Below are 14,172 nucleotides of genomic sequence, written 5' to 3'. Positions count from 1 at the left end.
GGTCAGGACCGTGCCAGCGGCACGTCACGCAGCAGCGCGGCAATCACGTCGTCGGCGCTCTTCTGCTCGGCTTCGGCGGCGAACGACAACAGCAGGCGATGGCGCATCACCGGCGCGGCCAGCGCGGCGACGTCCTCGCGGGTCGCGGCCAGGCGCCCGTGCAGCAGCGCCCGCGCCTTGGCGGCCAGCACCAGCGACTGCCCGGCGCGCGGACCGGCGCCCCATTTGATGTACTTGCGCACTTCCTCCGGCACGCCATCGGCGGGACGGCTCGCGCGCACCAGCCGGGTGATCCAGCGCAGCAGGTCCTCGCCCAGGTGGACCTGGCGCACGTACCGCTGCAGCATCAGCACGTCCGCGCCCTGCATCACCCGCGGCACCTCGCCCAACTGGCTGCCGGTGGTCTGCAGCAGGATGTCGTGCTCCTCCTGCTCGCTGGGATAGTCCACCCGGATGTGCAGCAGGAAGCGGTCCAACTGCGCTTCGGGCAGCGGATAGGTGCCGGCCTGCTCCAGCGGATTCTGGGTCGCGAGCACGAAGAACGGCGTCGGCAGCGCGTGGGTGACGCCGGCATAGCTGACGGTGCGTTCCTGCATCGCTTCCAGCAGCGCGGCCTGGGTCTTGGGCGGGGTGCGGTTGAGTTCGTCGGCCAGCAGCAGGTTCGTGAACACCGGACCGGGCTGGAAACGGAAGCGACGATGGCCGGTGCCGTGTTCCTCCTCCAGCAGTTCGGTGCCGAGGATGTCGCTGGGCATCAGATCGGGAGTGAACTGCACGCGCCGGAACTGCAGTTCCAGCGCCTGCCCCAGGGTCCTCACCAGCAAGGTCTTGCCCAATCCCGGCACGCCTTCCAGCAGGCAGTGGCCGCCGGCCAGCAGGCCGATCAACAGCTGCTCGACCACGGCTTCCTGGCCGACGATGGCGCGGCCGATGGCGTCGCGCAGGGAGGCCAGCCGATCCAGTTGCGCCCGGATGTCGGTTTCGGAAAGTTCGCTCATCGGAAATCCCGTGGAGAAGAGAGGCGGCAGGACCACGACCGCGCGGTGGCGAAGGTCCGGTTCATGAGTTCAGCGCGTACATGACGATATTGACCGCGAATCTGGTGTTGTCCTCGGCCAGGAACCGCTTGTTGCGCCAGTCGTAGTCCCATTCGCAACCATAGTCCTTGTTGCTGTAGAGCACGCCCAGGCGGCCATTGATTTCGATGCCCTGCAGGTACTCGTGGACCAGATCGTCGCCCCAGCCATTGAGTTCGAAGCCGGTGGCCGGGGGACCGTCGAAGGTGAAGAAGCTGCGGTACAGGGGATGTTGGTTCGGCAGCTTCTTCATCGCCTTGGCCCCGAAGATCGAGGCCATCTGCGCCTCGAACGACTTGGCGAACAGGCCATCGATGTCGTGGTTGCAGTCGTCCACGAATACAAAGCCGCCGTTGCGCACGTAGCGCTCGAAGTTGCGCCGCTCGGCGGGATTGAATTCGACCAGCTTGTGCCCGGCCAGGTAGCAGAACGGTGCCGACAGCACCCGGGGATCGGACAGCGCCAGCACGTGTTCCTTCGGATCCACCCGCAACTGGGTGTAGTCGATCAGCGACGTGATCAGGTTGGCCGGCATGCGCTGATCCACGTCCCAGTCGCCGGAGTCATAGCGCAGGCGGGTGAACCAGAAATCGTAGACGGGTGCCGCCCGTGCCGCGCGGGGCGAAGCGCCGAGCAGCGCACCGGCGAGGCCGCCGGCCATCAGGCGCAGGAACTCGGCGCGGGTCATGCCCGCGCCCCCGTCGCCCATGCCGCCGTGCCTTCACGCACAAGCGGGAGGCGCGGCGGGGACAAGGCGGAATCCATCGACGGCACGGGCATCTCGGAACGATACGGAATTGCGGACGCCGGCCTGTCGCGGGAAGACGCCTCCCCGCCCGCGCGGCCCCCTCCCGCCACCGGGAGAGGACGCGAACGGTTCAAACCGCGTCGGACAGCGAGGTGAAGGTGAAGTCGCGCAGCTTCATCGGCGGGATCATCATCACGAACGAGGATTCGTCGCCGGCCACGCGCACCGGTTTGCCGAGTTCCTCGATGTTGTTGAGCATGATCACCGGCGACTCGTTGAAGCGGAAATTCTTCACCGGGTACTTGATCTCGCCGTTCTCGATGTAGAAGGTGCCGTCGCGGGTCAGTCCGGTCAGCAGCACGGTCTGCGGGTCGACCAGGCGGATGTACCAGGTGCGGGTGACCAGGATGCCCTTCTGGGTGCTCTTCACCAGTTCGGCCGTGGACTTGTCGCCGCCGGCCATCAGCAGGTTGCCGGGCGAGCCGACCGCGCGCTTGCCCTGCTTCTGCGCCCAGAAGCGCGAATAGTCCAGGTTGGCGATCTTGCCGTTCTCGACGATCGCCATCTTCTCGCGCGGCAGGTTCTCGCCATCCCACGGCAGCACCGGCGCGTCCGGATGCCAGGGATCGGCGGTCAGGTTCACCCGCGGGTCGTAGACCTGCTCGCCCAGCTTGTTGCCGCCGCCTTTCTTGGACAGGAAGCTGCGGCCCTCGTCGGCCTGGCGCGCATCGAAGAAATTCATCATGAAGGAGATCAGGCCCGCGGCCGCGGCCGGTTCCAGGATCACGGTGTACTTGCCCGGCTCCAGCGCCTTGGCATCGGCCGATTCGCTGGCCTTGCGCATGGCGGTGCGGATGTCGCTGTCGGCCTTGAACGCATTGGCGTCCTTCAGGTTGCGGCCGACCCAGCCGGACCCGCGTCCGTCCTCGGTGCGCACGGTGCAGGTGTAGTCGAAGCTGGTGGCGCGCTGGTAGCCGAAGTTGCCCTTGCTGTTGGCGAAGGCGACGAAGCTCTGGCCGTCCTCAAGGAAACCGGCGGCGATCAACTTCTCCGCCTTGCAGGGATCGATGGACGCCTTGGCCACCTCGGCACGGAACTCCGGGGTGATGGCGGCGGTGGATTCACTGAAGGTGGGACTGGCCTGGTAGGTCTGCTTGTCGATGGCCGGCATGAACTCGGGGTTCTCCGGCGCCAGCCGGGCCAGATCCTCGGCACGGCGGACCACGCGTTCCAGTGCGGCGTCGTCGAACTCGTTGATGGTCGCCACGCCCACGCGCTTGCCGAACGCCACCTGCACCGCCAGATCGGCGTTGCTGACGATGCCGCTGGTGGACACGTCGTTGAGCGCGAAGCGGATGTTGCCGCTGATGCTGCCGCTCAGGCTTGCCGTGCACTCGTCGGCCTTGGATAGCGCGATGACCTTGTCCAGGATGGCCTTGGCCTGCGCTTCGGTAAGGATGCTCATGTTCTGGGATTCTCTCGTAGAGCGGAGCGCGCTCCGCTGCCTTTCGCTGTCGGGGACCTCGGGGTTCGGCGGAGCCGGGCAAGCCCGGCTCCACACCTCAACCCAGGCTGCGGGCGGTATTGATCACGTTGATGCCGTTGAAACGCGCGGTGGAGGAACCGTGCGAGACCGCCGACACCTGTCCGGGCTGGCCCTTGCCGTCGAAGAACGAACCGCCCAGGCGGTAATCGCTTTCGTCGCACACCGCCGCGCAGGCGTTCCAGAACTCCGGCGTGCGGATCTGGTAGGCCACGTCCTCGATCTGCTGGGTGATCTTGCCGTTCTTGATTTCGTAGAACAGCTGGCCGCCGAACTGCGCGTTGTAGCGCTGCTGGTCGATGGAGAACGAACCGTCGCCGATGATGTAAATGCCGTTCTCGACATCCTTGATCATGTCCGCCACGCTCAGCTTCTGCTTGCCCGGCTGCAGCGAGACATTGGCCATGCGCTGGAACTGCACGCTCGACCAGGAGTCGGCATAGCAGCAGCCGTCCGATTCGGTCTTGCCGAGGATGTGCGCCTGATCGCGGATGGTCTGGTAGTCGACCAGCTTGCCGTCGGTGATCAGGTTCCAGCGCTTGGTCTTCACGCCTTCGTCGTCGTAGCCCACCGCGCCCAGGCTGCCGGGCTGGACCTTGTCGGCGAAGAGGGTGACCTTGTCGCTGCCGTACTGGAACGCCGCCTCGCGCTTGTCCAGGGTGGCGAAGCTGGTGCCGGCGTAGTTGGCCTCGTAGCCCAGCACGCGGTCCAGCTCCAGCGGGTGGCCGACCGATTCGTGGATGGTCAGCCAGGTATGCGAGGGATCCAGCACCAGATCGTACTTGCCGGGCTTCACCGAAGGCGCCTTGAGCTTGGCGCGCGCCTGCCTGGCCGCGGCGATGGCGTCTTCCTTCATGTCGTAGGACAGGCCGTAGTTGACCACGCCGTTTGGCGAGGTCACCTTGCCGGAGGCGTCGCCGTCCAGGTATTCGAAGCCCATGCCCATCGGCGCGGACAGACCGTCGCGGGTGCGGAACTTGCCGCTGGCCTTGTCGATGGCGGTGACGGTCATCGGCACCCAGATGCGGTGGATGTCCTGGTCGATGTAGGAACCATCGGTGCTGGCGAAGTACTTCTGTTCGTTGACCAGGAACAGCATCGAGTTGACGAAATCCGCGCCGGCGTTGATCGCGGCGGCGTTGACGCCCAGCAGCAGATCCGCCTTGTCCTTGATCGGTACCGCCATCGCGTTCTTGCGGATAGGCGTCTTCCACGCCACCTCGCCCACGCCCGGCGTGGCCGCCAGTTGCACCGGCTTGCCCTGCACCTTGCTGTTGGCCTTGGCGATCGCGGCGGCCTGCTGCGCGGCCTTCGCCACGCCCTGCGCGGTCAGCTCGTGGGTGGCGGCGAAACCCCAGGCGCCGTTGGCGATCACGCGGATGCCGACACCGGTGGACTCGGTGTTGACCACGTTCTGCACCTTGTCCTCGCGGGTGATCACGAATTGGCGCAGGTAGCGTCCGATGCGCACGTCGCAGTAGCTGGCGCCCGCCTCCTTGGCCGCGGTCATGGCGGTGTCGGCCAGGCGCTTCTTCAGGCCGACATCGAGGGAGGTCTGCAATTCCTCGGCGGCGATGGCCTTGCCGAAGTAGGCCGGCAGCATCAGGCCGCCGAGGCTGAGGCCGCTGTAGGCCAGGAAGTCACGTCTGCGCAAGGCTTGCTCTCCAGCGATGAGCCCCGCAGCGCGGAGCTGGAACGGAACGGAATGAAGCGGGACGAAGCGGAATTGCGATGTGGCGGGTGCGTGCCGGATTCTTGCCGGTGGCTGAATGGTCCGTCAAATGACTTTCGGCATAGAAGCGATGCCTTCCGGCGCAATTCCCTCGGCCGCCGCGGCGAGGTGGTCCCGGCTTCGCATCGCAGCGTCCGCCCGCGTCCGTGGACGCAAGCGGCACGCATGGTTCATCGCACCCGCGAGCGGCGGAGCGCGCGGTCGGCGATGCGAAAGCGACTCCGCTTCCCGGTTTCGTTTCCACGCGCGCCACGCCCGTCCCCGCAGGCGGATGGCTCGCTCATGCGGGCAAAGGCTCAGTCGAGCAGATCGCGGACGCGATATTGACCGGCTGCGCGGCCGGCCAGGCGCCCGGCCACATGCAGGGCACCGCGCGCGAAGATGTCTCGGTTGGTGGCACGGTGGACCAGTTCGATGCGTTCACCCAGGCCGGTGAACTGCACCAGATGCTCGCCGACGATGTCGCCGGCACGCAGGCTGGCGTAATGCACCGGTGCGCCGGTCGAACCGGCCGCCTCGCCCAGCGTCAGCGCGGTGCCCGAGGGCGCGTCCTTCTTGTGGACGTGGTGGGACTCGACCACGTCGCAATCCCAACCGCCCAGCGCGGCGGCGGCGCGTTCGACAAGTTCGGTCAGCACCGCCACGCCCAGGCTGAAGTTGGAGGCCCACACCAGCGGGATCCGGCCGGCCGCCTGCGCCAGCGCTTGCCGCTGCGCCTCGTCCAGACCGGTGGTGCCGGACACCAGCGCCGCGCCGCGCTGCACGCACAGCGCCAGCACCGGGTCGAAACCCTCGGGCAGGCTGAAATCGATGGCCACGTCGAACGCCGGCACGCCGCCCAGCTCACTGGCGGCGAAATACGGCACGCCTTCCACCACCCGCTGCGCGGGCGATTTGCGCATCACCGCCGCGACCACCTGCAACCGCTGCGGCTGTTCGGCGGCCAGGCGCAACAGGGCCTGGCCCATGCGCCCGGAGGCGCCGTGGATGAGGATGCGGGTGGGCGTGGTTTCCATGCCCGGCATGGTAGCCGAGCCGGCCCCATGGGCGAAGATGGCGGCCTGCTTTCCTTGTGGGAGCGACGTGAGTCGCGAACGGGCCGCCAGGACTTCCTGGGTATCGCGACTCACGTCGCTCCTACAAGATTGGCGGAGGGTTGCCTTCACGCCACCGCGGCAGCGATTTCCTCGCGCACCAGGGTGCCCAGCCGCGCCATGCCCTGCTCGATCTTCTCGGCCGACACGGTCACGAACGACAGCCGCAGGGTGTTCGGTTGCGGATCGACCGCGAAGAACGGCGCGCCCGGCACGAATGCGACATTCTGTTCGATCGCCCGGGCCAGCAGCGCGCCGGCGTCTACGCCTTCCGGCAGCGTGACCCAGATGAACATGCCGCCGGCCGGGCGGTTCCATTTCGCCTCGGCGGGGAAATGGCGCTGCAACGCGGACAGCATCAGTTCGCACTGATCGCCGTAGAGCTTGCGGATCTCGGGAATGTGGCGATCCAGGAACCCGCCCTGCACCGCCTCGAACACGATCCGCTGCGAGAACGACGGGGTATGCAGATCCGCCGCCTGCTTGGCCTGCACCAGCTTGGCGTGCAGCGGTTCGGGCGCGATCAGATAGCCCAGCCGCAGGCCCGGCGCCAGCACCTTGGAGAACGACCCCATGTAGACCACGTTGTCCGGATCCATCGACAGCAGGCTGGGCAACTGTTCGCCCCGGTAACTCAGCTCGCCGTACGGGTCATCCTCGACCACCAGCACACCGGCGGCGCGGGCACGCGCGATCAGCGCGCGCCGGCGTTCCAGCGGCAGGCGCCGGCCGGTCGGGTTCTGGAAATTCGGCAGGCAGTACATGAAGCGGCCGCCGCGCAGTTGCGCCTCGTCCAGCGCATCCACCACGATGCCCTCGTCGTCGCTGCGCATCGGCGAGAACGCCGGCTGGAACAGCGAGAACGCCTGCAGCGCGCCGAGATAGCTGGGCGTTTCCACCAGCACCTTGCTGCCCTCGTCGATCAGCACCTTGCCCAGCAGATCCAGGCCCTGTTGCGAACCGGTGGTGATCAGCACCTGGCCGGGGCGGACGGTCACGCCATCGCGACTGTGGCGCGCGGCCACCCATTCGCGCAGCGGAGTGAAGCCTTCGGTCGGTCCGTACTGCAACGCGGCCTGCGGCGCCTCGGCGAACACCTTGTCGGTGGCCTCCTGCATGCGCGCGATCGGAAACGTGGCCGGCGACGGCAATCCGCCCGCGAAGGAAATGACTTCCGGACGTTCGGTGACCTTGAGGATTTCGCGGATCGCCGAACTGGTCAGCGCCTGCGCACGGCGGGACAGGGTGAAATGGCTGTTCATCGGCGCAGTGTAACGGGGATATCGGCGCGTGCCGTTTCGCACTGCGCCAATACGCCGCCGTACCGCGTCAGCGGCCGGCGGCCAGCACCCGGCCGATGCCGCTGGCGTCGATTTCCGCCGCCGCGCGGCGCATGCCGTCCGCGTCCACGTCCGCATCGAAGCCGATACGGAAATGCACCTCGCCCTCCGGGGTGCGCGAGGAGTGGATCGACGACAGGCTCACGCCGTGCCGTTCGAACACGTGCAGCAGCGCCCGCAGCGAACCGGGACGATCCTCCGGCAGATGCACGCTCATCGACTGCGCGCCGGCCAGGTCGGCCAGCAGGTAGCCCAAGCGCTCGTAACTGTAGTTGCCGTCGGCCAGCGCCCGCGCGCCCAGCGCTTCCCGGTTGCCGTCCAGGAATTCCTCGCGGAACGCCGCGCGCGCGGCGTCGCTCCCCTCTCCCACCAGCGCCGCCATCCGGCCAATCTGCGCGTGCAGCGCGGTGAGGATTTCATGCGCGTGCGGATTGCCGAACTGGATGTCCTCGTAGATCGCCGGATTCAGCGACAGGATGCGCGACAGGATCGCCGCGTCCATCTCGAAGGAGGCCGAACGGAACGGCAGCAGTTCGGCCAGCGCGCCAACTGCCGGGGCCTGTCCGCGCAGCACGCCGGCCTGGGCCAGGTGGCTGGCATGCACCATCGCCTGCACCAGCGCCATGATCCGATCGTGCTGTTCGGGTTCGGCGTGGACGTACTCGCCCTCCAGCGCGCGCAGCAGCGCGTCCAGCCAGGGACGCCAGCCCTCCAGCCGCGCTTCGCACACCACCGTCACCCGGCCCTTGAGGGTCGGCGCCTTGGGCGGCGCGGTCATCGGATGCAGGCCGACCACCTCGGCGCGCGAATGCAGCATCGCGGCGATGGGCGCGGCCTTGATCGAAGTGACGTCCAGCCACAGCTTGCCGGCTTCCGTGCCGGCGGCCAGCTCCACGTAGCGCCCGATGATCGCGGCGGTATGCCGGATCGGCGCGGAGAAAATCAGCACATCGGCGCGCTGCACCAGTTCGGCTTCCGGCAGCGAAGCGGGATCCGCCGGGTCGTGTCCGATCACCGCCAGCCCCATCCGGGTCTCGAAGAAGCGGCGCAGCCAGCGCCCGTAGGCGCCGGCGCTGCCGACGATGCCGATCAGGGGTGGGGACACGAAAAGGGCTCCTTGGGGGAGCCCTCATTCTAGGTCAGAGCGTCGGCGTGGATCAGGACGTCATGCGCTCCCAGAAACCTTTCACGCCATCCAGGAAGGTCGCCGACTTCGGCGAGTGCTTGCGCGCCTCGTCGCCGACGAAGGTCGCCTCGAACTTTTCCAGCAACTCGCGCTGTTCGCTGGTCAGGTTGACCGGGGTTTCCACCACCACGCGGCAATACAGATCGCCTTCGCTGCGGCTGCGCACCGACTTGACGCCCTTGCCGCGCAGGCGGAACAGCTTGCCGGTCTGGGTTTCGGCGGGAATGCGGATCTCCGCCTCGCCGTTGAGCGTGGGCACGCGCACGGTATCGCCCAGCGCCGCCTGCGAAATCCGGATCGGCACCTCGCAATGCAGATCGTCGCCGTCGCGCTGGAAAATATCGTGCTCGCGCACGCGCACTTCCACGTACAGATCGCCCGGCGGGGTGCCCGGCGGTCCCGCCTCGCCCTCGCCGGTCAGGCGGATGCGATCGCCGTTGTCCACGCCGGCCGGAATCTTGACCGACAGGACCTTCTCTTCCTCCACGCGACCGGCGCCATGGCAGGTCTTGCAGGGATTCTTGATGGTCTGGCCACGGCCGCCGCAGGCCGGACAGGTCTGCTGCATGGCGAAGATGCCGCGCTGCATGCGCACGTTGCCGCGGCCGCCGCAGGTGGCGCAGGTTTCGACCTGGCCATCCTCCGAACCCGAGCCATGGCAGGGTTCGCAGGCCACCAGGGTGGGAATCTCGATGCGCTTCTCGATGCCGGCCACGGCCTCCTCGAGATCCAGCTCCATCACGTAGCCGATGTCGGCGCCGCGACGGGCGGCGCGCGCGCCACCGCCGCCAAAGATGTTGCCGAAGATGTCGCCGAAGATGTCGCCCATGTCCGGCCCGCCGGCACCACCACCGCCCATGCCGTGCTCGAAGGCCGCATGGCCGTGGGCATCGTAGGCGCGGCGCTTGGCGCCGTCCGACAACACCTCGTAGGCCTCCTTGCATTCCTTGAACGACGCCTCGGCGGCCTTGTCGCCGGGATTGCGATCCGGATGGAACTTCATCGCGCAGCGGCGATAAGCCTTCTTCAGCTCGTCATCGCTGGCGGTGCGGGCCACGCCCAGGACTTCGTAGTAATCGCGTTTCATCGGCAAGCAGGGATTGGAGATTCGGGATTGGGGATGGCGGACAGCATCGCAACTTCAGATACCGGAAGGGGATCCGGAAACCGGAAACGCCGTTTCCGAATCCCGAATCCCCATTCCCGATTCCCGGACTTACTTCTTGTCGTCCTTGACTTCGGTGAACTCGGCGTCGACCACGTCGTCGCCGGCGGGCTGCGCGCCCGGGGCGGCGCCGGCGTCGGCGCCGGGCTGCTGGCCGGAAGCGGCGGCCGCGTACAGCGACTGGCCGGCCTCCTCCAGCGCCTTGGACTTGGCCTCGATCTGCGCCTTGTCATCGCTCTTCATCGCCGTTTCCAGCTCGGCGATGGCGCCCTCGACCCGGCCGATCACGTCGCCCGGCACCTTGCTGCCATGCTCGGTGATGGCGGTGCGGGTGGCGTGCAGCAGGCCGTCGGCGTGGTTGCGCGCCTGCACCAGTTCGTGGAACTTCTTGTCCTCGTCGCGATGCGCTTCGGCATCGGCGACCATGCGCTGGATCTCTTCCTCGGACAGGCCCGAACCGGCCTTGATCTCGACCTTCTGTTCCTTGTTGGTCTTCTTGTCCTTGGCCGAGACATGCAGGATGCCGTTGGCGTCGATGTCGAACGACACCTCGATCTGCGGCAGGCCGCGCGGCGAGGGATCGATGCCGGCCAGATCGAAGCGGGCCAGCGACTTGTTGAAGCGGGCCTGTTCGCGCTCGCCCTGCAGCACGTGCACGGTCACCGCGGACTGGTTGTCCTCGGCCGTGGAGAAGGTCTGCGAGGCCTTGGTCGGGATGGTGGTGTTCTTTTCGATGATCTTGGTGAACACGCCGCCCAGGGTCTCGATGCCCAGGCTCAGCGGGGTCACGTCCAGCAGCAGCACGTCCTTGACGTCGCCGGCCAGCACGCCGCCCTGGATCGCAGCGCCCAGCGCCACGGCCTCGTCGGGATTGACGTCCTTGCGCGGTTCCTTGCCGAAGAACTCGGCCACCGCCTGCTGCACCTTCGGCATGCGGGTCTGGCCGCCGACCAGGATCACCTCGCTGATCTCGCTGGCGCGCAGGCCGGCGTCGTTCAGCGCGATGCGGCACGGCTCGATACTCTTCTTGATCAGGTCTTCCACCAGCGCTTCCAGCTTGGCGCGGGTCAGCTTGATGTTCAGGTGCTTGGGACCGGACGCGTCGGCGGTGATGTACGGCAGGTTGACTTCGGTCTGCTGCGAGCTGGACAGCTCGATCTTGGCGCGCTCTGCGGCGTCCTTCAGGCGCTGCAGGGCCAGCGGATCCTTGCGCAGGTCGATGCCCTGGTCCTTCTGGAACTCTTCCACCAGGTAGTCGATGACGCGCTTGTCGAAGTCTTCGCCGCCCAGGAAGGTGTCGCCGTTGGTGGCCAGCACCTCGAACTGCTTCTCGCCGTCGACGTTGGCAATCTCGATGATCGACACGTCGAAGGTGCCGCCGCCCAGATCGTACACGGCGATCTTGCGATCGGTGCCATCAGCCTTGTCCAGGCCATAGGCCAGCGCCGCCGCGGTCGGCTCGTTGATGATGCGCTTGACGTCCAGGCCGGCGATCTTGCCGGCGTCCTTGGTCGCCTGGCGCTGGCTGTCGTTGAAGTAGGCCGGCACGGTGATGACCGCCTCGGTGACCGTCTCGCCCAGGAAGGCTTCGGCGGTCTTCTTCATCTTCTCCAGGATGCGCGCGGAGATTTCCTGCGCGGACAGCTTCTTGCCGTCGGCGGTCGCCACCCAGGCGTCGCCGTTGTCGTGCTGGACGATGGAGTACGGCACCAGGCCGATGTCCTTCTGCACTTCGGCGTCGGTGAACTTGCGGCCGATCAGGCGCTTCACCGCGAAGAAGGTGTTCTTGGGGTTGGTGACGGCCTGGCGCTTGGCCGAGGCGCCCACCAGGACTTCGCCGTCCTTGGTGTAGGCGACGATGGAGGGGGTGGTGCGGTCGCCTTCGGAATTCTCGATGACGCGTGCCTTGCCGCCTTCCATGATCGCCACGCACGAATTGGTCGTGCCCAGGTCGATGCCGATGATCTTGCCCATTGTCGGGTTCGCTCCCTAAAAAGTGTCTGTCTTGGTCCGGCGCTGCGCCGGGGATGGTCTGGATGTGGGGTCCGGCCGGCGCGGTTCAAGCGCCGGCGGCCCGGGCATTCAGTCCTGCCTGGCCACCACCACCAGCGCGGGGCGCAGCAGGCGGTCGTTGAGCAGGTAGCCCTTCTGGAACACCTGCACCACGCTGCCGGGTGCGGCGCCGGGAGCGTCGGCCTGGCTGATGGCCTGGTGGTGTTCGGGATTGAACGGCGCGCCGACCGGGTCGAGCACGGTCAGGCCGTTGTCGCCGGCGACTTTCAACAACTGCCGGTAAGTCAGCTCCAGCCCCTCGCGCAGCGGATTGGCCTCGCCGCCGGCCGCGGCCAGCCCGGCGTCCAGGCTGTCGAAGACCGGCAGCAGGTCGCCCAACAGGCGTTCGTTGGCGAACTTGCGCGCCATCTCGATGTCGCGCGCCACCCGCTTGCGCTGGTTCTCCAGGTCGGCCCGCTCCAGCAGCGAGGCGGCCCGCAGTTGGTCCACTTCGTTGCGGAGGGTTTCCAACTCGGCGATCAGGGGGTTGTCGGCTTCTTGGGGTTCGGGCGTCTGGCCCAGTTCGGAATCGTGTTCGTTTTGGCTCATCTCGGGTCCCGTCGCGGCGGTTCCTGCCGCATGACAGGCCACTTATTGGGACGGGCTGTCGGGATTCAAGGCTGCCCCCAGCGCATCGGCCGCCGCCTGGACCACCGGGATCACCCGGTCGTAGGCCATCCTGGTCGGGCCGATCACCCCCAGCACCCCCAGCACCTGCCCACCGGCCATGTACGGGGCGGTGACCACCGAAACGCTGTCGTGGCGGGCCAGGCCGGTGTCCTCGCCGATGAAGATCCGCACCCCCGGCGCGCGCAGGGTGCGCTCCAGCAACTGCAGGATCTCGCGCTTGCGGGCGAAGGTCTCGAACAGGTCGCGCAGGCGTTCCAGGTCCGACAGGTCCTGCACGCTCATCAGCCGGGTCTGGCCGGCCAGCACCACGTCGTCGCCGGGCGGCGCCAGCGCCTGCTCGGCCAGATCCACCGCCTGCGCCAGCAGCCCTTCCATCTCGCTGCGGGCGTCGCGCAGCTCGCGCAACAGGGTCGCGCGGATGTCGGCCAGCGGACGGCCGGCGAAATGGGTGTTCAGGTAGTTGGCGATCCGCTCCAGCTCCGAACGGTCGTAGACCCGGCGTGGCTCGATGACCCGGTTCTGCACGTCGTTGTCGGCGAACACCAGGATCGCCATCACCCGGCGCCCGTCCAGCGGCACGAAGTCGATGTAGCGGAAGGCGAACTGCTCGCGCCGGGGCGCGCTCACCACCCCGACGAAATGGGTCATCGCCGACAGCAGTTCCGAGGCATTGCCCAGCAGCGCCTGGGTGCCTGCCCCGGCGGGTAGTTCGGCGCGCAGGCGGGTGATCTCGCCCTCGCCCAGCGACTTCACCTGGACCAGGCTGTCCACGAACACGCGGTAGCCCTGGGCGGTGGGAATCCGTCCGGCGGAGGTATGCGGCGAGCTCAGCAGGCCCACTTCCTCCAGCTCCGCCAGGATGTTGCGGATGGTGGCCGGGCTCACGTCCAGCCCGGCCGAACGCGCCAGGGTCTGCGAACCGACCGGCTCGCCGTCGCGGATGTAACGGGAGATCAGCGCCCGCAGCAATTGGCGGGCACGGGGATCCAGCGGAGCGTCGGCGGATGCGGACATCATCGGCGAATAGATAGCCGCATCGCCCGGCGACCGCAAGCATTGAAGTGACTTCCGGCCCCTTGGCGACGGCCGGCCGGTGCGCGTCAATGGCCTTCCCGCACGGACCGATCCCGCCGCCATGGCCTATCTGCTGTTCAAGTTGCTGCACATCGTCGCCGTGGTGCTGTTCCTGGGCAACGTCACCACCGGCGTGTTCTGGGTGCGCCACGCCGCCCGTCACCGTTCCCCGCCGCACCTGGCCGAGGCGATGGCCGGGGTCATCCGCAGCGATCGGGTATTCACGGTGCCGGCGGTGCTGGTGATCATCGCCAGCGGCGGCCTGGCCGCCTGGTTGGGCGGTTGGCCACTGCTGCGCACTGGCTGGCTCGGTCTGGGCATCGGCCTGTTCGTGCTGTCCGGACTGGTGTTCGCCGCGCTGGCGCCGCTGCAGCACCGCCTGCAGGTGCTGGCCGCGCGCGCCGATACCCGCTGGGAGGATTGCCAACCGCTGCTGCGCCGCTGGAACCGCATCGGCCTCGCCAGCCTGCTGCCGGCCTGGCTGGCGCTGGCGGCGATGGTACTGAAGCTGCCCGCGTAGTCCGTCGCGGCT

General features: G+C 67.6%; 12 protein-coding genes. 1 reads left to right on the top strand and 11 read right to left on the bottom strand.

Features of this window, described 5'->3' with window-relative positions; genetic code table 11:
- Positions 1-2: 2 nt before the first annotated feature.
- The 11 genes from IB228_RS05580 to hrcA form a co-directional block, all read right to left on the bottom strand.
- Entirely contained in the window at positions 3-998 is a 996-nt protein-coding gene (locus IB228_RS05580; RefSeq protein WP_192197791.1) for a MoxR family ATPase, read from the bottom strand.
- 61 nt (positions 999-1,059) lie between these two features.
- Positions 1,060-1,764, bottom strand: coding sequence for a DUF4159 domain-containing protein (locus IB228_RS05575; RefSeq protein ID WP_183641581.1), 705 nt, complete (start codon positions 1,762-1,764; stop codon positions 1,060-1,062).
- A gap of 190 nt (positions 1,765-1,954) precedes the next feature.
- On the bottom strand, positions 1,955-3,289 hold the full coding sequence (locus tag IB228_RS05570; protein WP_192197790.1) for a TldD/PmbA family protein: 1,335 nt from the start codon (positions 3,287-3,289) through the stop codon (positions 1,955-1,957).
- A gap of 97 nt (positions 3,290-3,386) precedes the next feature.
- Positions 3,387-5,021 (bottom strand): TldD/PmbA family protein, encoded by a 1,635-nt coding sequence (locus tag IB228_RS05565; protein ID WP_183641586.1) that lies wholly within the window; start codon positions 5,019-5,021, stop codon positions 3,387-3,389.
- Between the two features lie 374 nt (positions 5,022-5,395).
- Complete coding sequence (gene dapB, locus IB228_RS05560) at positions 5,396-6,115, bottom strand: 4-hydroxy-tetrahydrodipicolinate reductase (protein WP_192197866.1); 720 nt, start codon at positions 6,113-6,115, stop codon at positions 5,396-5,398.
- Positions 6,116-6,261: 146 nt separating this feature from the next.
- On the bottom strand, positions 6,262-7,455 hold the full coding sequence (locus tag IB228_RS05555) for a PLP-dependent aminotransferase family protein (RefSeq protein ID WP_192197789.1): 1,194 nt from the start codon (positions 7,453-7,455) through the stop codon (positions 6,262-6,264).
- A 67-nt stretch (positions 7,456-7,522) separates the two neighbouring features.
- Positions 7,523-8,638, bottom strand: coding sequence for a prephenate dehydrogenase (locus tag IB228_RS05550; protein WP_192197788.1), 1,116 nt, complete (start codon positions 8,636-8,638; stop codon positions 7,523-7,525).
- 52 nt (positions 8,639-8,690) lie between these two features.
- Positions 8,691-9,806, bottom strand: coding sequence for a molecular chaperone DnaJ (dnaJ, locus tag IB228_RS05545; protein ID WP_192197787.1), 1,116 nt, complete (start codon positions 9,804-9,806; stop codon positions 8,691-8,693).
- Positions 9,807-9,935: 129 nt separating this feature from the next.
- Positions 9,936-11,858, bottom strand: coding sequence for a molecular chaperone DnaK (gene dnaK / locus IB228_RS05540; RefSeq protein ID WP_141452993.1), 1,923 nt, complete (start codon positions 11,856-11,858; stop codon positions 9,936-9,938).
- Between the two features lie 108 nt (positions 11,859-11,966).
- The gene (grpE, locus tag IB228_RS05535; protein ID WP_183641597.1) at positions 11,967-12,485 is read right to left on the bottom strand and encodes a nucleotide exchange factor GrpE; all 519 of its coding nucleotides are present in this window, start codon (positions 12,483-12,485) and stop codon (positions 11,967-11,969) included.
- Positions 12,486-12,527: 42 nt separating this feature from the next.
- Positions 12,528-13,580 carry a heat-inducible transcriptional repressor HrcA gene (gene hrcA / locus IB228_RS05530; protein ID WP_183641599.1) on the bottom strand — a complete coding sequence of 351 codons (1,053 nt, stop codon included), beginning with the start codon at positions 13,578-13,580 and terminating at the stop codon, positions 12,528-12,530.
- A gap of 121 nt (positions 13,581-13,701) precedes the next feature.
- On the opposite strand from hrcA, the gene IB228_RS05525 reads away from it, so the two are divergent.
- A complete protein-coding gene (locus IB228_RS05525; protein WP_183641601.1) occupies positions 13,702-14,160 on the top strand; it encodes a DUF2269 family protein in 459 nt (152 codons plus the stop codon).
- Positions 14,161-14,172: the final 12 nt, after the last annotated feature.

This window comes from Pseudoxanthomonas sp. PXM04, assembly GCF_014851695.1.
In the GTDB taxonomy this organism is placed as follows: domain Bacteria; phylum Pseudomonadota; class Gammaproteobacteria; order Xanthomonadales; family Xanthomonadaceae; genus Pseudoxanthomonas_A; species Pseudoxanthomonas_A beigongshangi.
Note: the sequence above shows the minus strand (reverse complement) of the source record. Positions and strands in the feature narration are given on the sequence as shown.